The sequence below is a fragment of the Vibrio sp. OPT24 genome (assembly GCF_015163545.1).
Taxonomy (GTDB): Bacteria; Pseudomonadota; Gammaproteobacteria; order Enterobacterales; family Vibrionaceae; genus Vibrio; species Vibrio cyclitrophicus.
In genome coordinates this window covers 614441-636105 of record NZ_JADDYI010000053.1, presented here as the reverse complement: position 1 = coordinate 636105, position 21665 = coordinate 614441, and the positions used below count along the sequence as shown (strand labels likewise).

Sequence of the window (21665 nt, the reverse complement as noted above, 5' to 3'; positions counted from 1 at the left end):
CTTGTAACGGTTCCATCACTAAAGCTCGTGATGAACCCAAAATTACCTTCACGAATCAGTCTCTGGTTGCTGATTGAGATAGTATTTTGCTACAAAACGCGCATAATCTTGCTATACAACACTTAACGAAGAAATTACCTATGACTACCTTTCAATACTACTTCCACCAACTGCCTTGCTTCGACTGTAAAAAAACAACAGTAAGTACTGATCTTGGTTGGTTAACGCCTGCGATGAAAGACGCTGCTATCGCACAAGTGACCGCGACTCTGGCCCAGGGGGAGGTTACGCCTGACCTTTCAGCTGAAGTGGTTTGTACGAAAGATGAAGCACGTGAGTACCTATTGCTGAACTTCTTTGGTTATTCAGAAGAAGAGCTAGTAAGCGGAATTGAAGCGGATGATGAAAAAGAAGTCGCAGATGAAATCGCAGAGCTACTAGAAGAAGGTGAAGATACGATCACCTTCGAGCATGAAATTGCGCTTCAGTGCTGTGCTGACTGTGATGTTGAAGAAGAGTCAAACTAAGCACTCGTATTATACGATGCATCCATCAATAGGTGTGATGTTCAAATGATCAAAGGCGTTAGTGGGTTAAAGTTCACTAACGCCTTTTTTATCTCTAGATCGTTAAGATTTTTGAGTCGCTATAATGTCTTGCTCGCTCAATTGAGAAAGGATCTCAGCGGTTTTCTCTCGGAATAGATCTCTCAATAAGCGAACGGTCGGGGTGACGGACTGACGACTTGGACATACTAACCACAGCTCGGTTGGGGTTGGCTTGAACTCTGGCATTATTTTAACCACTTCGCCAGAAAGCAAATGACTCGACATATCTAAGCAAGATTTTATCGCCACACCTTTCCCTGCAACACACCAACGTCTAACAAGATCAGCATCGTTCGACGCGCGATTCCCTTTTAGCTTTACTTTATGATCCTGCTTGCCATCATTAAACACCCATTCGTCTTGCAACATATCATGCAGCTGATAAAGCAAACCGTTGTGCTCAGCTAAGTTACTCGGTTGGCTTGGCGTTCCCATCTTAGCTAAATATTCAGGGGCTGCGCACAATATTCTCGGCACATCGCAGATCTTGAAACCATACATGCTGGCGTCAGTCGGAGAGCCGTAACGCAGCGCCATATCAACAGAATCACGATAAAAATCGATGTTGCTGTCGCTGATGCTGGTACGAAGTGTTGCCTTTGGGTATTCAAGCAGAAATTCGTCAAGCCAAGGAGTGATCAGGTTTCGTCCTAGATCCGAAGAAAGTGCGATGCGGATTTCTCCATCCAAGATACCAAGCTCTTCGCGCATGTTGAGCTTGGCTTGCTCCAATATTTTCAAGGCTTGTTCACACTCAGGTAAATAGCGTTCGCCTGCTGAAGAGAGCCTCAGATGGCGAGTGGTTCTTACAAACAGCTCAGCGCCCAGTGCGACTTCAACACGTTTTACGGCAGCGCTCGCGGTGGCAGTACGCATATCTAGGTTGGTGGCTGCTGCGGTGATACTACGAAACTCCGCCACCTTTAAAATGACCTGCAAGTCTTCAAGAAGCATATTATCTACCTGTATTGAATTATTTTCTAAACATGGAGTTGGGACATTTCCCCATCACAATCTGCAGATGGGTTATCTCTACTTATCGCTTCTAAGTTAGCTTCAATTGCTTAATTGTCAAAAATAATTTGATAACAATTCAAACATTAGGCGGTTTATCTAAATTGAGAGTCAACTAAGATTAACTTGTCTAATTCAAGGAGAAAGCACAATGTCAGTACCATCAAAAATGAAAGCTATCGGATTTACTCAGTCACTTGCGATTGCAGAGCAAGACAGCCTAGTTGAGTTTGAAACAAACCTTCCAGAACTAAAAGAACATGATCTACTGGTAAAAGTGAGCGCGACGTCTATCAATCCAGCAGATGCGAAAATTCGAATTCGTAGTGCTCAAGATAAAACTCTCGAGCAACCAAAAGTCCTTGGTTATGACGCAGTCGGTGAAGTTGTCGGTAAAGGTACAGACGTTGAAGGCTTTGAACTAGGCGACCGTGTTTACTATGCAGGTGACGTAACTCGTATGGGCGCTAATGCTGAATACCAAGCCGTTGACTACCGTATTACGGCGAAAGCACCAACGAGCCTTTCTGATGAAGCGGCTGCAGTTATGCCGCTAGCAACACTTACAGCGTGGGAAGCGTTGTTTGATCGCCTACGTGTTCGTTCAGAAGAGAAAAAATCCATTCTGATCATTGGTGGTGCTGGTGGTGTCGGTTCAATCACGATTCAATTGGCGAGCCAGTTGACTAACCTGACGGTTATTGCGACGGCTTCAAGACCTGAAACTGAACAGTGGGTAAGGGATATGGGGGCAGACCATGTGGTGAATCACCGTAACTTGGTTGAATCTGTACGAGAGCAAGGTATTCAGCATGTCGATTACATTTTCAATGTCGCAGACACCAAAGGACATTGGGAATCGATGGTGGAGCTGATTGCACCGCAAGGCATGATCAGTTCTATTGTTGAGTTCGATGGTGGAATTGATCTTTCTGCGCTTCAAGGTAAGTCTGCAGGTTTTGTGTGGGAGCTGATGTTCACACGTTCACTGTTCAACACAGACGATATTCAGAAACAACAAGATATTTTGTTCCAAGCAGCGAACCTGATCGATGCTGGCCGCATTAAGTCTACGCTTACTACCACATTGAATGGCTTTAGTGTTGAGACTCTGAAAGATGCACACCAACGTATTGAAAGCAGCTCCTCGATAGGTAAAACAGCCATCAAATACTAAGTACTGATGATTTGAATAGTCGACGATTTAAATAGAACAAGCCCCCTGATATCTAATTGCTCGTCAAAAGGTATCAGGGGTTTTTATTTGTTTGCGGTTTAGTCCGTTTCTGGTGATGTGATAGGTTGCGATGTTTTGAATTGAAGCTGTATTAGGTCTAGCTCAAAAGGCGAGGGCTGTTTGTCTGCAATCAAAAAGCCAATTTGCTTGATGTCTTGTGCCTTAAGTTCCAGGGCATCGCTCAGTAGCCGACCTCTGAACACCGCTTGAAAATCATTGAAGTGGAAGACCTTGTTTAGCTGCTCTCCCTTTATGGTATCGAAATCGTGTTTGTATTGAACTCGACTACCTTCCTTCCAAGTGGTGAACCTCAGTTGGTAGGTGCGACCATCACCAACGAATATTAGCTCTGCACTATCTTTTTCATGGGCAGGTGATTCAATGGAGCGCTTTACAGAACTGAAACCACCATTATTTTCTAACGAGAGCTCTCCCCTAAATCGACTCATGTTATTAAGATAAATGAGCTCGCCTGTTGAGATGCCGCCCATTACATCGTCGTTAGTCACTGTCCAGTTTTGATGCTCACTAGCTTGTGTAAAGTCGATCATGTTTGTCCCTGTTGCATCCGCTTTTAGACTTAACGAGTTTAGGCTGAGTAGAAAAAATAAAGATGTGGTTAGCCTAAATGGTAACCGTGTTTTATAAGTGGCCCCGTTCATGATTTTCTCCACTGCTTCTCCTTAGACTCTGCCTTATTGACTCAATAGCTAAGGACAGCTTACGGAGAAAGTTCAGTTTCAAGCATAGCTAAACAACGGTTGATGAAGCCTTCATAGTTCGGTGCCTTGTCGTATTCGATCTTCAATGAACCATGGAACATCAGTGTTACTGTAACGTCTCTGTAGCTTAGCCAACAGGTGTAGCCGTCGTAATCGTGCCACGCAAACATCTCGCCAAATTGATATTTGTTCTCTAATTGCTCGCCAGATGAACGAATGTAATCGAACACTCTAAGAAATTCTTTGATGGTGATTCTGTTGTCCATGTGTTGCTCCCGCTGAGTAGCCGATGAAAAAACGTTAAGTGCTTGTATTTGAATTAACTACGGTTTGGCTCTGCATTGCGATCACAGTCGGGAATTGAGTATTCAATCAATGTGGTGCGGCATGGTTTATCGGAAGTGAAATAGTGAGTTGCTTATTAACTTCCACGATCGCAAGTGGGTGGTCATGACTTTGCGCTGCCAGCAATGCGAAGTGTAGGATCAAGCTTGTGACCCAAGAAAAGATTTAAGATGGTATTGAACCAATTCCCACCACTGAAGTTATCAAGCAAAAATTCCCGGCCATCACCAATACTCCGATAGTTGATCTTGACCAGTACCGGCTCTGATTCTGTGATGATGAACTTGCTATGGCAGACACCAAACTCCACACCGAATTCCTGACGCTGACGAAGTGCTTTCTTTCGAGATGACAAGAAAGGGAGCTTTCTATCTTATTGTTTTTATTTACTCTTTTATCATTAGTGGCGTTGCATATTGCAAAGCAAATATAGATCAAAAAATATATATTGCAAATATAAATGATATTTGTTTTTATTCGCATCTGTTGTGATTTTATAAACTAAAACGGAATTAGATGATGAACATTAGATTGGCCTTGTCCCCTCTCGCTTTGGCTATTGGAGGTGCATTAACCGCAGTAGTTACCGTGTCGAATGTAATGGCTGCAGAAGAAATAATGACGGATGAAACCCTACAAGTTATTGGTCATCAGTACGAAGGTTACGCGGAGCACATGCCGCAATCGGGTACCAAAACCGATGTCGAATGGTTGGATGTACCGCAAGCAGTATCGGTGGTCACAAAGACGGAAATGCAAGACCGCGGTGCTGTACGTTTGGTGGATGCTCTTGATGGTGTTGCCGGGGTTAACAATACCTTGGGTGAGGGGAGCCGAGACCAATTTGTGATTCGTGGTTTTGATGCACTCAACGACATGTACCGTGATGGTATGCGTGATGACGGGACTCTGCAATCGTACCGAAGTCTAGCGAATATAGAACGTGTCGAAGTGGTAAAAGGCCCTGCAGGCGCACTTTATGGCCGAGGCTCAGCAGGCGGTATCATCAACTTGGTCACCAAGCGTGCTAACGGTGATAATTTCACACACGTCAATGGCAGTGTCGGCAGCAATAATCTGTTTGTTGGTCAGGTCGACAGCTCGATGGCGTTTACTGACAAAGTCAGTGGTCGTATCAACGTGGAAAGTCGACAGTCGGATTCTTATGTAGACCATGTCGATTCTAGTGATTTCTTTATCGCACCCACCATTCGTGTATTACCTGCTGAGGGGCATACCATAGATCTTGATGTCGAATATGCTCACCAAGAGCTAGTGCCATATCGTGGGGTTCCATCTAAAAATGGTAAGCCTGTCGATGTCTCTGAAAGCACGTTTTATGGCGGTAGGAATGACTATCAAGAGTCAGACAGTATTCGTGTTGGTGTTAATTATGAATGGCTTTTGAACAGTGAATGGGCATGGACAAACCGCGCAGCATACAACCATATTGAGCTTGAACAAAAAGGTACGCGTCAAGGCACGGTAACAGGGGACCAAGTATCTCAAACCGTGAACAACTTCGGCTATGATCCTCGTACCACGACAACACTACAGTCTGAGTTGGTTTGGGAAACTAACTCTAACCAAATGATGATTGGTGCCGATTACAACCAGATTAATATCGATCTCACTCTAGCTAGCGATCAAACCCTACCTTCACAAGACATCTATAACCCTGTAACAGGCCCAACACCTGATCCGGGCTTCAAACCTTTCCGTGATAACACGACAACGACCACTGGCGTTTATATTCAAGACGTTTATACCTTTGGTGATCTTTCTGTGATCGGCAATGTGCGTTACGACTCGATGGAGCTTGAACAGCAAAAAGCGGGCTCAGTAAAAGAGAATCTAAACGATGACAAAGTGAGCTACCGCGGTGGTTTGGTCTACCGTCTCAACAATGATATGTCAGTGTACGCGAGCTTAGCTCGTTCATGGCAATTGCCTTACTCCGGTATTTATATCAATCCTAAATTGGCTGAATTCTTCCATACCGATCTAAAAGAAGTGGGTGCAAAAGCTTACTTGTTAGATAGCGCCTTGATGCTAAATGCCGCGGTCTTCCAAATTGATCAAGAGCAACCAGAAACGAATATAGACGGAGACGTTGTTAACAAGATCGAAGCTCGCCACCAAGGTATTGAGCTAGAAGCTCGCGGTCAATTTACTGAGCAGTGGGATATTTCGGTGGGCTACAGCTACCTCGATGCAGAAAACAAAGAGACAGGCAAAAAGCCGAACGATGTGTCTGATCACCTGTTTTCTCTTTGGAGCACTTATCAGCTAGACGATAACTGGCGTTTAGGTGGTGGCGTGAAATACGTAGGTGACCGATACGCAGGTAATGATGAAGCTGTAGCGCTGGGTGACTACACCACGGTTGACTTGATGGCTGCGTACACCACGGGTCGTCACAAAGTTCAAGCGAACGCTTACAACGTGTTTAATGAGGAATACATTCTGGGCGCAACTAACGGTACGTCAGGTACTAACCAGATTGGTTACGGAGCGCCAGCCGAATTTATGCTCAGCTACGGCTATCAGTTTTAAAAGCCAATTCAGTTCTAAGAGCGAATTCATTTCTAGGAGTTAGTTCATTTCTAAGAGCTATTTCGACTCTAAAAACGATTGATTTACTCGCTACGAATGAGTGAACAGTTGGCCTCATTTTGGGGCCGTTTAGCCCATAGGATCAAAGCGCCGATATAACCGAAAACACGGCCTTTGATCCTAACCTGCCTACTTAGGAGATTTTCATGCCTTACCAGAATTTGGATGGTAAACCCTGTACTCAATCACACCAAACGTTGCGTCTAAGTACCCTTGCAATGGCCATCGCTTCAGTGACTTCCATGAGCGCATTTGCAGCGTCTGATCCTCAAACAACGACTATGGAAACGGTTGTCGTGACAGGTAGCTTGATCGGTAACTCAGAGCTAGAGGATGTGAAAGAGTATCCGGGATCTCGTACCGTTCTTACCGATAAGCAAATTAAAAAGACTGCAGCACTATCGATCGATTCTGCTTTTCAAAGCGTTCCTGGGGTCAAAGTTCAAGACGAAACGGGTACAGGTGTTCTACCTAACGTGTCAGTACGTGGTTTGAATGCGAGTCGCAGTGGGCATGCTCAATTTCTAATGGACGGTGTACCACTGACTCTTGCACCTTATGGTCATACCGGACAATCTATTTTTCCTGCCACTCTGTCGATGCTTGACCGAATTGATATCGTACGTGGTGGCGCTGCTGTGCAGTACGGGCCAAACAACGTGGGTGGTGTGATCAACTTGGTGACTAAGCCTATTCCACACGAATGGCAAACGGAAATAAGTAATCGCTTTACTGTATTCGAGGATGGCGATACGCCGCTCAACGACTTTTATCTGCGCACGGGCGGTTGGTTAACCGATACGCTAGCACTTCAAGTTGAGGGGAACTTCTTAAAAGGTGAAAGCTTCCGTGAACACTCCGACACCGATGTCAAAAACTTCCAAGCGAAGTTGCAGTGGTTACTGAGTGATACTCAAGAGCTGCAAGCTTTCGTGCAGCGTTATGATGCAGATACGCAAATGCCCGGTGCTTTATCGCCAGATGATTATGACAAAGATCGTACTCAGTCGAAGCGCCCGTACGATGAATATCAAGGCACTTCAACGCGTTGGAGCCTGAAGTATTTACATGACTTGAATCTTGCAGATAGTGCTGAATTAGAAATACTGACGTTTGGCCACCGTTCTGAGCGTTTCTTCCAATGGGGCTTTAACAGTGCCGGTGGTCACTGGGCGGATCCGGCATTACCGTCAACCGATATTCGTACGTCACCACGTGAATTTGCTGTTTATGGTGTTGAACCTAAACTCGCGATGTACTTTGACGGAAATACGGTAACGCAAAACGTGATTGTTGGGGCACGCTACGTCAACGAAGATATCGATTACAAGCTCACTCAAACATCAATTTCTAGTGGAGTAACCACAATCCCACGCGACTGGCATCTTGATACTGACGCTTTTGCTGGTTACATCAGTAACGAAATCGGCCTGTTCAATGATGTACTGAAAGTCACTCCGGGTATTCGTTACGAATCGATTGATATGACGTTTGATGACCTGGGTACAGCACAGAGCACAGACAATAAAGTGACGGAATGGCTGCCGGGCTTAACTGTAGCATACCACCTGACAGAACAGTGGGTGGGTTACACCAATGCGCAGAAATCTTTGCGTGCACCACAGATTGCTTACATTCGAGGTCTAGGAGAAGAGGGCAGTGAACTAGCATGGAACTATGAGTTGGGTGCGCGCTACAACCAAGATTCAACCAGCTTTAACATCGCACTATACCGCATTGATTTTGAAGATCAGCTGCAATGGCAAAGTGCTACTCAAACTTTCGACAACATTGGTAAAACCCTTCACCAAGGTGTTGAACTTTCAGGTCGCTACGTGCCTCAAGCGATGCAAGCGTTGAGTTTGGGCGCTGGTTATAACTACTTAGATGCAACTATCGAGGAAGAGGGCGCAAACAAAGGTAATCAACTTCCTTATACGTCTAAACATCAATTTAGTTGGGATGCGACTTACGCCTTTAGCAAGGTAGATACTACTTTATCTGGTTACTACTTTAGCGAATCTTATTCTGATAATGCGAATACAAGTGCCGAAGATGCAACGGGCGCGACAGGTAAAGTGCCTGCCTACATGGTCTGGAACTTTAACCTAGGTTCGGACTTGTACAAGGATGAAAACAGTAAGCTGCGCATGAACCTTGCGGTGAACAACTTGTTTGATGAGGACTATTACTTCCGCGGTATTGATACCAGCCCAGTTGGTCGTTATCCAGCCCCAGGACGTTCTTACACTTTGGATCTGAATTATCAGTTCTAATACGTAATTTATTGAAAGTAATAACGAATAAAAGTCGTCAATACTCTTGGCGGCTTTCACGGTTCTAGAGTTTAAGGAAAATTAAATATGGAAAACAGCTCTCGCCTTTTGTTTTCGAATCAATTGATGCTGTCGAACGGGCTGCTGTCATTTAATAGGCCGTTTTTATGCAGCAGGATAGCGATAACCTTAGCTTTGCTGATTTTAAGCTTGTTCTCATTTTCAAGCTCGGCAAAAACGAGAACGATCCAAGATGAGCAAGGCCAGTTTGAGATAGCGACTACCCCGCAACGTATTGTGGTGTTGGAGTTTTCATTTGTAGATGCACTCGCTGCGGTGGGTGTTTCTCCTGTTGGTGTTGCCGATGACAATGATGCTTCAAGAGTGATTCCGGCGGTACGTGAATTGGTTCAACCTTGGGAATCGGTTGGCATGCGTTCTCAGCCTAGCCTAGAAGCCATTGCGGTATTAAAGCCAGATCTGATCATTGCCGATGCAGAGCGTCATCGTACGGTCTATCAAGATCTACAACGCATCGCACCAACTCTACTGCTTAAAAGCCGTGGTGAGACTTATCAAGAGAATTTGGAGTCTGCGCTCAAGATTGGCATCGCTCTCGATAAACAATCGTCAATGGAACAACGAATTCAACAGCATCAACACGCCATGGCTGAATTCAAAAGTCATTTCTCGCTCAAACAAACCGTCCAATTCGCTGTCGTGTCGGATAAAGGTATGTGGTTACATAGCCCCGCATCTTACGCAGGGGGCGTGCTGACCACATTAGGTATTGCGAGCCCTATTGTGAAACCAACAGAGAAGGCATATTTACCAACCAGCTTTGAGTTGTTGTTGAAAACCAATCCGGATTGGTTGCTCCTTGGTGCTTACTCTCATCCAAATATTGTTGATGATTGGCAGGAAAATCCGTTATTCAATGTACTAACCTCTGTAAAAAGTAAGCAAGTTGTAGAAGTGTCACCAGCACTTTGGTCACTGAATCGAGGCATGTTAGCGGCAGAAAAAATGGCGAAAAATCTTGAGCAGATCTTGGATCCATCATGAGTACGATGTTGTTCTCTAAAAGTAAGCGATTCTGGCCAATATTGTCGTGGCGAGTCACGTTATTTACCGGATTAGTGTCGTGTTTGGCACTTTCTGGTTACGCGGCCTCTATGACCGGGTGGTCTAATTTCTCTTTAACATTGAGTGACTTGATTCACTATCGGTTTGCGTTTGATGAAAGCAACATGACTCATCAAATATTGGCGACGCTAAGAGCGCCAAGAGCTTATGCGGGGCTATTGATTGGTGCGAGTTTGGCCGTCGCTGGGTTATTGATGCAAGGCTTGACGCGCAATCCACTCGCGTCTCCGTCGATTCTTGGCATTAACGCTGGCGCTGCCTGTTTTATGGCGTTAGCTGCAATAGGTATACCTGTGGTTAGCGAGCTAAGTCCAATCCTTAATGCGGTTCTTGGTGCGTTGCTAAGCGGCGGTGCTGTGATGCTTCTGGGCGGCTTTTTCTCCGAACGTTCTCATCCGTTACGTTTGGTTCTCGCGGGTATCGCCATTACTGCGTTATTGCTCGGACTGACACGAGCGGCGCTGATTCTTGCTGACGACATGGCTTATAGCGTCTTGCATTGGCTTACTGGTTCACTGTCTAGTGTGGATGATGGGCAATGGCAACAGCTTTGGCCGCCTGTAGTGACTGGTTTGGTGTTAGCAATGAGTCTTGCTCGCAACCTCAACTTATTGGCGCTTGGTGAAGAGGTTGCCGTGGGGCTTGGCAGTAACATCAGGTTTACTCGCCTGATTAGTGGATTGACGATTGTGTTGCTTGCCGGAGCAAGCGTCGCTATCGCAGGGCCAATTGGCTTTGTTGGTTTGTTAGTGCCTCATTTGGTTCGACCTATGGTTGGTCACAATTTCCATTTACTGATTCCTATTTCCGCATTGGCAGGCGCAGCATTAGTCTCTTGGTCAGATGCATTATCACGAGCGATTGCTTTCCCGACTGAAACACCCGTTGGTGTTATTACTGCTTTGCTTGGGACACCTTGTTTTATTTTGATTGCGACGAGGAGATCTTAATGCACCATCACACTAAGATAGTTTTGTTATCTGGGATTCTCATATTAGTGGCATCTGCGGGTTTGTTTGTCGGTGCAGCGTCACTTTCTATTCCTCAAGTCATCGAACATTTGGTCGCGTTTTCCAGTGACGACTTTGTTATCCATCAGTATCGGCTACCACGTATGTTGCTCGCGATAAGCGTGGGCGCAGGGTTAGGGCTTTCTGGGGTATTGGTGCAAGGCGTGATACGTAATCCGTTAGCATCGCCTGACCTTATGGGTATTAGCGCTGGGGCTGGCCTTGCTGCGACAGCGAGTTTAGTTTGGTTCCCCAATGCACCAGTCAGTGTGCTTCCGGTTGTGGCGATGTTCGGTGGGGTATTGGCTGCTGGGCTGATTGCGGTATTGGCATGGTGGTCAAGACCAACACCCGCCAAATTGGCGCTGATTGGTATTGCGGTGAGTGCGTTTCTGGCCAGTTGTATCGACTTCTTGCTGGTCACCAATCCGATCGAGATCAACACGGCCATGGTGTGGTTAACTGGCAGCCTTTGGGGACGAAACTGGCAGCAAGTTCCCTTTATTTGGAGTGTGCTGCTCTTGTTGTTACCTATGGCATTGTGGCTTGCTTGGCGATTAGATGTGATGGGGCTTGGCGAGGAAAGTGCGACCACATTGGGTACTAAGCCAAAACAGATTCAGGCTCTTGCGTTATTGGCTGCTGTATTGCTTGCCAGTGTTAGCGTTTCTGTTGCAGGAACGATCAGTTTTGTGGGTTTATTGGCACCTCACTTAGCCCGCTTGTTGTTTGGGCATCATCATAAGTTGTTAATCCCAGCATCTGCACTGGTGGGGGCAATTCTGGTTACCAGCGCTGATGGGTTGGCCAGAGGTCTACAACCACCCATTGAATTGCCAGCAGGGGTTCTCACGTCTGTGATTGGCGCGCCATATTTCATCTTTCTTCTCTATCGTTATCGAGGTTGGTAACCATGCTTAAAACGCAGAATCTTTCCGTCGCGTACGGCAAACAAACGATCATACCGAACCTGTCTGTTTCTATCCCTAAGGGAAAAATCACCGCATTGATAGGACCTAACGGGTGCGGTAAATCTACCTTGTTAAAGACGTTAGTCAGAATTAACAAGCCAGTGGCTGGAGAGGTGTTGTTTGAAGACAAACCACTGTCGAGTTATGGCGATAAAGCGCTTGCTCGTTCGTTGTCACTTCTTCCGCAAATCTTGGTTAGTCCTGAGGGGATCACGGTAAGAAAGTTGGTTGAATATGGTCGTTCGCCTTATGTATCTCATTGGGGGAGGCTAGGGCAGGACGATCAAAGGATTGTCGAACAAGCTATGCGTGATACAGGTGTACTTGAGTTTGCTGATAAGCCTGTTGAGTCACTGTCTGGAGGCCAGCGCCAAAGAGCTTGGATTGCGATGGTAATTGCACAAGATACGGACGTAGTGATGTTGGATGAACCGACTACATACCTTGATATGTCTCATCAAGTGGAGTTAATGAACCTGATGCAACAGATGAATGCCAAAGGAAAAACGGTGGTTGTTGTGTTGCATGACCTGAACCAAGCCAGTCGTTACTGCGATCATTTAGTGGTTTTGGAAAAAGGGTGCTTAATCGCAGAAGGGTCGCCTGATGAGGTGATGACTGAAACTATGCTCAGTAACGTCTTTGATCTCAAAGCGAGCGTGTTTCGTGACCCTATTTCAAATACGCCAATGTGTGTTGCTATTTAGGAGACTATCAGTCAACTGGAAAGGATGGATACTTATTGTTTAATACCTTTGGTTTTTGGTAGTAAGTATCCGAAAACTTTGTTCTTACTTATTTTCCATTCTCATGTATTATGTGCGCCCATAATTGTATGACAAATGTGTAATTCTGTTTCCGTATGAATAAAGTCACCAACCACGCCATCTTGCTTTTGGTATTTGCAAACTTATTGGCGTCTTTTTCCGATGTCTCACTAAAAATACTTAATGGTGAAGTTCCCACATTTCAGTATGTGTTTATCCGCCAGCTATTGAGCGTGATTTTACTGCTTCCTTTTTGGCTAAAGCTCCCTAAAGAAACTCGCATGCAAGGCGGTTGCCGCATCAATTTTTTACGGGCTCAATTTATATTAGTGGGTAGTGGTTGTGCGATGATTGCCATTACACACCTTACCTTGGCGACAGCGAACGCGATGTTCTATGTTGGGCCAATCTTGATGCTTCCTCTGTCTATTGTGTTGTTGAAAGAAAGGCCGACATCATCAAAAGTGACCGCGACACTAATAGGCTTCGTGGGTGTGCTAATTGTGTTGCGTCCAGAGCAATTTCACTGGGCGGCGATTGCAGGGCTAGGCAGTGCGCTTGCAATGGGGGTTGGTAATATTTTGATCAAGCGTTTGAACGCCGAACAACACATTATCTCTACCTTATTTTGGACTAGTGTTATGACTCTGCCACTTGCACTGGCGTTTGCATTGCCGGCATGGGCCGCGATTGAATGGCGTCATGTAGGGTGGATCATGGCAATCAATCTATTTGTTCTTGGTTATCATGCATTGGTGGTGGTGGCGTATAAAAAGGCTCCAGCAAACCAAATTGCGCTCGCAGAATACTCGGGGTTAGTGTTTGTAACCTTGTTTGGCGTGATGTGGTTTGACGAGATCCCCGACATTCTGACACTGGTTGGTATCAGCCTCATCGTTATTCCAATGATGCCGATTAGATGGAAGAAGTTCTTTAGTTTAGGGAACAGAGCATCTCTCGATGTAGAGGTGAATCAGCCAAAGTCATAATATCTGTGGCTTAACCGCCGCGTATTGCAAAGACGAAACGTGCTAGATGAAAGAAAAGCGAACCTAAGTGGTTCGCTTTTTGTTTTTTATCCGATCTTTCCGCTTAAAACTGATAGTTTTTCCATAACTTCCGTACGGAGTCTTCGGGGTCATTGACCTGTTTCGATGTAACATCAAATTGCATTGTTGGTCGTTCTGATAAGTTATAATGAGACCAATCAGCTTTACTTGTCTTGATGAACGTTAGCCATTGATTGTGCATGGCATTAACAAGTTCAACTGGAGGCTGTGAGCCGACAAATGTTTTTACTTGTTCGTTGTTAGTGGTATTAAACACAAACGGTACGTCAACAAAGTGCGCGGCTCCTAAGTGACCATCAAACGCAGGTGACATCCAAGAAAAATTATAATGCCAAACATTGTTGTCGTTTTTAGTTAACTGTTGAGCAATGTGCAGTGCTGGCATTCTAAACGTAAAATCAGATTGAATGTCGGCAAACGTGTCTCCAATAGACGTGCTATTGCCTTCTGTTGAATACACATCCGCAGGCCAACCCTCCAATGACAAGTCAGATAATAATAGTGACTTCGTTTCTTCGGTCGTGTTGTTAACGGCACCACTTGGTACCAAGTAGAGTCGTGATTCTTGATCTGTGCTACCAACGATGACGGGAATAGAAGGTGAAGCTTTGGCGAGATCTTTCATTGGAGACTCAACAATGATATCCCCATCAACGACGGGCAAGAATGCGGTGCCTCCCCACGACAGCATTCCCCATTTGTCACGATCTTGTATGGTATGGCCCATATCAATAACGTTCTTAACTAATTCAGGAAATGGGACTGTAGATAAACCTTCAATGGTGGCTGGGATATTCAGTTTTTCAGTATAGCTTTGTGTGATTTTATCAGCTTCTTTTTGGGTTAAAAATGCCATTGGAGGGCTTTGCATAATGGCTTTTTGGAATAGGCCTTCGGCTTTTTCGGTACCTAATAAAATGGCAACACTTTCTGCCCCGGCTGATTGACCTGCGACCGTCACTTGGCTAGGGTCGCCACCAAAATCTTCGATGTTATTTTGCACCCATTTAAGAGCCATGATTTGATCAAGAATGCCGCGATTATCCGGTGTGCCTTCAAGGTGCATGAAGCCATCAACGCCTACGCGATAATTGATCGTTACAACGATCACGTTGTTCTTCGCAAAGCTTGTACCATCATAAGCCAACTCTGCTGCGTCTTCTCGGATAAAAGCACCGCCTGGGATCCACACCATGACAGGCAGCTTTTTATTTGATGCCTTGTTGTTGGCAGCAATGGCGTTAGTCGGTGTCCATATGTTCAGAGTAAGATGTCCGGGAGCCCCCACCAAGGTGATGTTTTTACCTCGACTTGGTTGTGGAACGGGTTGACCTGCTTTTGTTGCATCTAATATTCCACTCCAAGTTTCGTAGGCTTGCGGAGCTTGAAAACGGCGCTCTGCCGTAAAAGGGTTTTGCGCATATGGAACGTCATAAAATGTAGTCACACCATCATGGTTGCTTCCCATAAGTTTACCAGACTCAATGATTGCTACCGTTGAGTTTTCAGCATTTTGAGTGTGGGCAAATAGTGTATTACTTTGAATTAAACCTGCACTGAGGCATGCGACTAGTACCATTGTTTTTTTCATTTCATTGGGCTCGGTATTGGAATAGAAGGTCAGTATAAAACCTAGTTTGAAGTTGATATATATGCTATACGTCAATAGATTGTTGCATAAATCGAACTATTGAGGGTGTATGGATAGAATTATTTCAATGGAAGTTTTCGTTTCTACTGTCGATCTAGGAAGCCTGACGGCAGCATCTGAGGCTTTAGGAATGTCACGATCCATGGCGACTAGGCATATAACCGCGTTGGAAAAGTCTTTAGGTGTATGTTTACTATATCGCTCAACAAGAAGCTTAGGTATCACTAACGCCGGTCGTGATTTATTGCCTTTCTGCCAGAATATTTTAGAGCAGAATGCCCAACTATATAGCTTAGCCCAAGAACAGCACTCTCAACCTAAAGGAAGAATTTCACTGGTTACTAGCATTTCGTTTGGTCAGGGTTATCTTGCCCAAGCTATCGAACAATTCATGCTTAAGTACCCTGACATAGAAGTTGATCTCACGCTGTCGAATCAGTCACTGGATTTGATAAAACATGGGGTTGATATGGCAATCGAGTTGAGTAATGACCTGCCCGAATCTTTAATTGGAAAGAAATTGGCTGATTGTCCATCGGTGGTTTGCGCTTCCCCTCAATACCTAGCGGAACATGGGGCTCCTTTATCTCCCGAAGATTTACTCGATCACAATTGCTTGATCCACAAACGAATAGGCAATGATTGGCTGTTTGTTTCTAAAGCCGGTTCTAAATCTGCTCAGCCTATTAATGTAACGGTCACAAGTAACTACTCTGTAAATGATAGTTCCATACTTCTTAATGCAGCGATTAATGGCAAAGGTATAGCGTGTTTACCTCTGCCTTTTATTGACAATGAAGCACAAACTGGAGCTCTTACTATTCTGCTAACAGACTGTCAAGTGAACCCTGTTGGCATATGGGCGCTGTATCCCTCAAGACAATACCAGCCTAAGTTACATCGATACTTGTTGGATTTTCTACAACAAGACTTATCGTTGAAGCACGAACAAGTCGACTCTATTTATTCATGAGGTTGTTTGTCGCTTAGCTTAAAGCATGTGAATTAGTAAGCTCGGTGCCAAAGAAGTCACCTTAGAGAAGGTCGTCTAAACTTAGGGTCTGTATGTTATCGAAGTACGGCAATTTGGGCTCTAAAAACGTTCTCGAAATAAATGCAAACTAGTGCTTTACCTCAACTTAACTTGAGGTATTAGGATATACAACGTTGCTTACGAGAATACTTTAAGGAGAGAAGAATGATCCAACTTGAACATGTGAACTTAGTGGTAAAAGACATCCCAGAAATGCTGGTTTTCTATAAAGCGGCATTCCCTCATTGGTATGTCCGTGATGAGGGAAAAGGGGAGTGGTCAGGTAAGCCACGTAACTGGTTGCACTTTGGCGATGAGTATCAATATATTGCATTGAGTGACCATGGTGAGGGTGAAAATAGAGACTTAGCCGGACACTCCGTTGGTCTCGCTCACTTCGCTTATGTGACCCATAATATTGAGAGTGTGATTGAACGCCTTATCGATGCGGGCTTCCCAATAGCCAAACCCGGAGCGGAAGAACCTTATCGCAAAAACGTCTACTTTGTGGATCCAGCTGGTTTTGAAATCGAGTTCGTAGAATACTTGAGCGATGATCCCAAACTGCGCAATGCCACGTAATAAAACTCGTTAATTGTCTTGGTTTGTTAGAGCGAGTTTGTTCAAAATAAAACGTCTAATAAAGGGTGCTAGGAAAGACTTACAGAAAAGGGCATTGTGGAATACTCCGCAATGCCCTTTTTCAATCTTTACTTGTTTGTCTGTTTGCCTAACGGCGTATAAGTCTAACGCTAAACAGCTAGCTATTTAGCTTTAAATGGCACCAATAACTGTTTACCAAATACATTGATTAGTGCGCCTGTCACGATCAGCCCACCACCTAGGTAAGTCCAAACTGATGGAATTTCATTAAATATCCACACGCCTAACAGTGCCGAGAATACGATCTGAACGTAAGAGTAAGCCGAAGCCTTGCCTGCTGCTTGGGTTTGCATCGCCTTGGTTAAGCCGTATTGGCCTATCTGTGTGAAAATCCCTACTAAAATCAACATCAATGTTAAGAACACGCTCGGCCACACAAAATCGTTCCAGATAAGAACGGTTGAGATTGGTAGAGCAACCAGTGGGAAGTAGAAGATGATCACCGAGCTGTCTTCAGTTTGGCTAAGCTTTCTCACAATTACATAGGCGATTGAGCTGCCAAACGCACCACATAATGCCAGCATAATACTGAATAATGGAAACTCGCTGCTCGCTCCGCTGTTCATGCTCGGTTGTACCATTACCAATAATCCCACTAGGCAGAATGCAATGCAGATCATGGTCGATTTTTGGATGCGTTCTTTGAGGAATAACACGCCCAGTAGTGCGGTAAATACGGGGTGCACGTATTGTAAAATGGTCGCCTCTGCTAATGGTAATGTGGTTACGGCATAGTAAACGCACATTAGCGCCGCAGTACCGACAGTACCACGCACGAACAAGAGTGGTTTGTTGTTGCCCCAAATCGAAATACGTTTGCGCTTCACATCGACATAACTGATGATCAACGACACCAGCGCCCTAGCTGCAACGATTTCGAATACGGGTATGCCATAGTTGCTAATGTATTTCACACAAGCTGACATCAGTGCGAATCCAAAAGCGGAGAGAATCATGAATCGAACCCCAACAGGGATTTGAGAAAAAGAGAAAGAAGGCATAAAAATATCAATCGGTTGAGGGAGAAGGAATCATAACTTAGTTTAGAAGCGCCGACCAAAGTCTTTGTCTTGTAATAGTCAACTTGACTCAATTAATTCTCATTTCAGTTATACGTGCCTTTATCTCACATAATATCGTCCATCGCTCAATTTTATAAAATCCACACCAACAGAAAGTGACGTTAATTCAACTCTGATTTATCGAACGTTTTAATTATTACACCCACTCATATCATTCTTGTGAATTTATAATGAGAGATATGTTCTATGAAACCAATAAATACCTTACTCATATCCACACTTGCCGCTTGTTCTTTCAGTTCAGCTACTTACGCTGATACCATTTTGCACGCTTTCAACTGGAAGTACTCAGACGTAACGGCCAACGCCAACCAAATAGCCGAAGCTGGCTATAAGAAAGTGTTGGTTGCACCGGCAATGAAATCCAGTGGCAGCCAATGGTGGGCACGTTATCAACCACAAGATCTGCGCACCATTGATTCTCCGTTGGGGAACAAGCAAGATTTAGCCGCAATGATCACTGCACTCAAAGGTGTGGGTGTTGATGTTTACGCTGATGTTGTACTCAACCACATGGCGAATGAAAGCTGGAAGCGAAGTGACTTGGATTACCCAGGCACAGAAGTGCTAAACGACTATGCCGGCCGCTCAAGCTACTATGCTGACCAGACTTTGTTTGGCAACTTAGCGCAAGGTTTTGTCTCGGCTAACGATTTCCACCCAGCAGGCTGTATTTCGGATTGGAACGACCCTGGTCACGTTCAGTATTGGCGTTTGTGTGGCGCAGATGGTGATGTTGGTCTTCCTGATTTGGATCCAAACAATTGGGTGGTTTCACAGCAACGTCTATACCTAAAAGCTCTAAAAGATATGGGAGTCAAAGGGTTCCGTATTGATGCCGTAAAGCACATGAGTCAGTACCAGATCGATCAAGTGTTCACGTCTGATATTACCTCGAACATTCATGTGTTTGGTGAGGTGATTACCAGCGGTGGGGCAGGCAACAGTGGCTATGAGTCCTTCTTAGCACCTTATTTAAACAATACTAATCACTCCGCGTACGATTTCCCGCTGTTTGCTTCGATTCGCTCGGCCTTCTCTATGAACGGAAGTTTAAACCAACTGCATGATCCAAAAGCTTATGGGCAAGCGCTCGATGACAATCGTTCGATTACTTTTGCGATCACGCACGATATTCCAACTAATGATGGCTTCCGTTACCAAATTATGGATCCACAAGATGAGCAGCTTGCTTACGCTTACATTCTTGGCAAAGATGGCGGTACGCCGTTGATCTACAGTGATGATCTTCCTGATTCTGAAGATAAGGATAACGGTCGCTGGGGCAATGTTTGGAATAGCTCAACGATGAAGAGCATGTTGAGCTTCCATAATGCGATGCAGGGCAAAACCATGACTATGCTTTCGAGCGATCAGTGCACCTTGTTATTCAAGCGTGGTAAAGAAGGGGTTGTGGGTATCAACAAGTGCGGTGAAACTCGTGGAGTTACTGTAGATACCTACCAGCATGAATTTAACTGGAATATTCAATACCAAGATGTGTTGAGCACTGCAACAGAAACGGTTACTTCTCGTTATCACACTTTCAATTTGCCACCACGCAGCGCACGTATGTTTAAGTTGTAGTGTTCAGTTATCTGGAAAGCCAGAATAAAAGCTAAACATGACTGTTCAGAAAGCATGAGCCGCAGTAAGAGTTGCGGCTTATTTGTGTCTGGTTTTGAGGTTTTTGCTTACTATTTTTGAGTTAATCTTGCGCTTTAATTACGCCAGACCAATGGTATTGCAGTGCCAATTGCTTGAGTAACTCAATCTCTTTTGCTGTTTCTTCTCTGAGCCAGTCAATAATATCGTCTATCACAGGAGTATGAGTGCGCTGGTGAATGTAATACGTCCAAGCACTGTGTTGTAGTTTGGCGTGCTCCGGACAATATAAAAAGCCACGTTGCAGTTCCTTTAAGACCAAAAGGAGATCCGTTACCGTGACACCTTCACCCGATAAACAGGCACTGAGTGCCATATCTAACGATAAGAAACTGGTATTTCTGACAGGCTTCTTTGGAGGGGATTCGACATCAGCCAACCACACTTTCCAGTCGTGGTGATCGAGTGTTGGGTGAATACGAGGCATCGTTAAAATGGAAGTTAAATCGGTGTCCTCAGTAATAACGTTCGTGGAACAAACCGGAGCCATAAACTCTTCACGTAAGAAGGTAATATCTGGTGCGTTGTCGTAACGTTTTTTGAAGCGAGTGTGAAAGATCAATAAATCATACTCACTACTATTGATTGCCTCATCTTCTTCTATTACTGGAACAATCACTATCTCATAGTCGGGGTAGCGTTCATTCAACTCGCGCACTTTGGATATCAGCACACGGGTTGCAAAGCTCAAGGTGGCTTTAATCACGATTCGTTTTTGCTTGGGATCTTTCCAAGACGCCATTACCGCTTCGATATTTCCATAGCTCTCACGCAATACTCTATACAAATCATGCCCTTGAGGTGTGAGTTCAATTGCTCTGTGTTTGCGAACAACCAGTGATGCGCTGAGCTCATCTTCAAGCTGTTTGATCTGACGGCTGATCGCACTCTGTGTTACGTGAAGCTCATCGGCAGCTAACGTAAAGCTCATCAGCCTTGCTGCAGCTTCAAAGGCTTTCAAACCATTATGTGATGATGGCAAGCTCGGATATGGGGTCATAATTCGTTCGCATGAGTTTATGGAATGTTAGAGTCGCAAATTTATCAATTGAACGCTAGCCCCATCGATCGTATTTTGGGCGAAATTAACTGAGGCGCTCATGAAAAAAATACTCACTCTTGCATTCCCTTTGATCATTTCACAGCTGATATCCATGGCTCTAGTCCTTACTGATGTTTGGATGATGTCACGCATCAGTGTGTCGGCGCTTGCGGCTGGTGGATTAGGGGCCTCTATCTACTTCTTCATCTTCATTATTGCGAGCAGTACGGTAGGCTGTGTCGCGAACTTGATTGCTATTGCTTATGGTCAGCGAGTCGCTCGCCCAGAGTTTGGTAATACTCAAATCAGATTAGCGGTGAAAGGCGCAACCATGTTGGCATTCGTGCTCAGTGTGACCTTAATGGCCAGCTTCTGGTTTGCGCCACTGGTATTAGAAGCGGCCAAGCAACCACCAGAAGTGATCACTTTAGCCATGGAATATGTACACGCTCTGAAATGGGTGATGCTGCCTTCCCTTATATTGTTGGTTCTTCGTGGCTTAACCAGTGCGTTTGGTAACGTGCGCTCTATTCTTGTGATGTCTATTATCACCGTAATTTTAAATGTGCCGGTGAGTTATTTACTGACGTTCCAGTTAGATATGGGCTTAACGGGTTTAGGCTTAGGAACCGCTATCGCGGCATTTATCGTGATGGTTGGATACACGGTTTGGGTATTTAAGCGTGATGAATTCAAGCAGTTCGCCCCTTGGTTAAACACAGAAGAGTACTCAATCAAGTTGATGAG

Annotated in this window: 20 protein-coding genes; 13 read left to right on the top strand and 7 right to left on the bottom strand. The window is 44.9% G+C overall.

Annotated features, from left to right (window positions below; genetic code table 11):
* The first annotated feature begins 140 nt into the window (after nt 1–140).
* Nucleotides 141–527 (top strand): hypothetical protein, encoded by a 387-nt coding sequence (locus IQO02_RS16625; RefSeq protein ID WP_010430663.1) that lies wholly within the window; start codon nt 141–143, stop codon nt 525–527.
* Between the two features lie 102 nt (nt 528–629).
* Here IQO02_RS16625 and IQO02_RS16620 read toward each other — a convergent pair whose 3' ends face one another.
* Nucleotides 630–1562, bottom strand: a complete 933-nt coding sequence (locus tag IQO02_RS16620; RefSeq protein ID WP_016795662.1) for a LysR family transcriptional regulator — start codon at nt 1560–1562, stop codon at nt 630–632.
* Between the two features lie 211 nt (nt 1563–1773).
* Here IQO02_RS16620 and IQO02_RS16615 point away from each other — a divergent pair, with 211 nt between their 5' ends.
* Complete coding sequence (locus tag IQO02_RS16615) at nt 1774–2799, top strand: zinc-binding alcohol dehydrogenase family protein (protein ID WP_016784224.1); 1026 nt, start codon at nt 1774–1776, stop codon at nt 2797–2799.
* Between the two features lie 98 nt (nt 2800–2897).
* Here IQO02_RS16615 and IQO02_RS16610 read toward each other — a convergent pair whose 3' ends face one another.
* The 3 genes from IQO02_RS16610 to IQO02_RS22480 all read right to left on the bottom strand — a co-directional run bounded on the left by IQO02_RS16610 (nt 2898) and on the right by IQO02_RS22480 (nt 4236).
* Nucleotides 2898–3533, bottom strand: a complete 636-nt coding sequence (locus IQO02_RS16610; protein WP_016784223.1) for a CIA30 family protein — start codon at nt 3531–3533, stop codon at nt 2898–2900.
* A gap of 47 nt (nt 3534–3580) precedes the next feature.
* A complete protein-coding gene (locus tag IQO02_RS16605) occupies nt 3581–3847 on the bottom strand; it encodes a DUF3081 domain-containing protein (RefSeq protein WP_010430650.1) in 267 nt (88 codons plus the stop codon).
* A gap of 182 nt (nt 3848–4029) precedes the next feature.
* Nucleotides 4030–4236, bottom strand: a complete 207-nt coding sequence (locus IQO02_RS22480) for a hypothetical protein (protein WP_010430647.1) — start codon at nt 4234–4236, stop codon at nt 4030–4032.
* A gap of 209 nt (nt 4237–4445) precedes the next feature.
* Between IQO02_RS22480 and IQO02_RS16595 the strand changes: the two genes are divergently transcribed.
* The 7 genes from IQO02_RS16595 to IQO02_RS16565 all read left to right on the top strand — a co-directional run bounded on the left by IQO02_RS16595 (nt 4446) and on the right by IQO02_RS16565 (nt 13701).
* Nucleotides 4446–6482 carry a TonB-dependent receptor gene (locus tag IQO02_RS16595; protein ID WP_016798839.1) on the top strand — a complete coding sequence of 679 codons (2037 nt, stop codon included), beginning with the start codon at nt 4446–4448 and terminating at the stop codon, nt 6480–6482.
* 206 nt (nt 6483–6688) lie between these two features.
* Nucleotides 6689–8818, top strand: a complete 2130-nt coding sequence (locus tag IQO02_RS16590) for a TonB-dependent receptor family protein (protein ID WP_010430641.1) — start codon at nt 6689–6691, stop codon at nt 8816–8818.
* Nucleotides 8819–8905: 87 nt separating this feature from the next.
* On the top strand, nt 8906–9883 hold the full coding sequence (locus IQO02_RS16585) for a Fe(3+) dicitrate ABC transporter substrate-binding protein (RefSeq protein WP_010430638.1): 978 nt from the start codon (nt 8906–8908) through the stop codon (nt 9881–9883).
* Complete coding sequence (locus tag IQO02_RS16580) at nt 9880–10914, top strand: FecCD family ABC transporter permease (RefSeq protein ID WP_010430635.1); 1035 nt, start codon at nt 9880–9882, stop codon at nt 10912–10914. The genes IQO02_RS16585 and IQO02_RS16580 overlap by 4 nt, the downstream gene beginning before the upstream one ends.
* Nucleotides 10914–11885, top strand: a complete 972-nt coding sequence (locus IQO02_RS16575) for a FecCD family ABC transporter permease (protein ID WP_010430632.1) — start codon at nt 10914–10916, stop codon at nt 11883–11885. The genes IQO02_RS16580 and IQO02_RS16575 overlap by 1 nt, the downstream gene beginning before the upstream one ends.
* Before the next feature lie 2 nt (nt 11886–11887).
* Entirely contained in the window at nt 11888–12652 is a 765-nt protein-coding gene (gene fecE / locus IQO02_RS16570) for a Fe(3+) dicitrate ABC transporter ATP-binding protein FecE (protein WP_016784219.1), read from the top strand.
* 155 nt (nt 12653–12807) lie between these two features.
* On the top strand, nt 12808–13701 hold the full coding sequence (locus tag IQO02_RS16565) for a DMT family transporter (RefSeq protein WP_010430612.1): 894 nt from the start codon (nt 12808–12810) through the stop codon (nt 13699–13701).
* 103 nt (nt 13702–13804) lie between these two features.
* Here the strand turns inward: IQO02_RS16565 and IQO02_RS16560 are convergent, their stop codons facing one another.
* Nucleotides 13805–15361: a carboxylesterase/lipase family protein gene (locus IQO02_RS16560; protein ID WP_016793068.1), complete on the bottom strand. Its 1557-nt coding sequence runs from the start codon at nt 15359–15361 to the stop codon at nt 13805–13807.
* A gap of 121 nt (nt 15362–15482) precedes the next feature.
* Here IQO02_RS16560 and IQO02_RS16555 point away from each other — a divergent pair, with 121 nt between their 5' ends.
* Together IQO02_RS16555 and IQO02_RS16550 are read left to right on the top strand one after the other, a co-directional pair.
* Nucleotides 15483–16406, top strand: coding sequence for a LysR family transcriptional regulator (locus tag IQO02_RS16555; protein ID WP_016789641.1), 924 nt, complete (start codon nt 15483–15485; stop codon nt 16404–16406).
* 225 nt (nt 16407–16631) lie between these two features.
* Nucleotides 16632–17048, top strand: a complete 417-nt coding sequence (locus IQO02_RS16550; protein ID WP_010430604.1) for a VOC family protein — start codon at nt 16632–16634, stop codon at nt 17046–17048.
* 182 nt (nt 17049–17230) lie between these two features.
* Here IQO02_RS16550 and IQO02_RS16545 read toward each other — a convergent pair whose 3' ends face one another.
* On the bottom strand, nt 17231–18130 hold the full coding sequence (locus IQO02_RS16545) for a DMT family transporter (protein WP_016793067.1): 900 nt from the start codon (nt 18128–18130) through the stop codon (nt 17231–17233).
* Between the two features lie 267 nt (nt 18131–18397).
* Between IQO02_RS16545 and IQO02_RS16540 the strand changes: the two genes are divergently transcribed.
* Entirely contained in the window at nt 18398–19798 is a 1401-nt protein-coding gene (locus tag IQO02_RS16540) for an alpha-amylase family protein (protein ID WP_016784216.1), read from the top strand.
* Nucleotides 19799–19919: 121 nt separating this feature from the next.
* Here IQO02_RS16540 and IQO02_RS16535 read toward each other — a convergent pair whose 3' ends face one another.
* On the bottom strand, nt 19920–20876 hold the full coding sequence (locus IQO02_RS16535; protein ID WP_016784215.1) for a LysR family transcriptional regulator: 957 nt from the start codon (nt 20874–20876) through the stop codon (nt 19920–19922).
* Nucleotides 20877–20976: 100 nt separating this feature from the next.
* Between IQO02_RS16535 and IQO02_RS22260 the strand changes: the two genes are divergently transcribed.
* Nucleotides 20977–21665 (top strand): MATE family efflux transporter (locus tag IQO02_RS22260; RefSeq protein WP_265575862.1); only part of this gene is annotated, 689 nt, incomplete at its 3' end.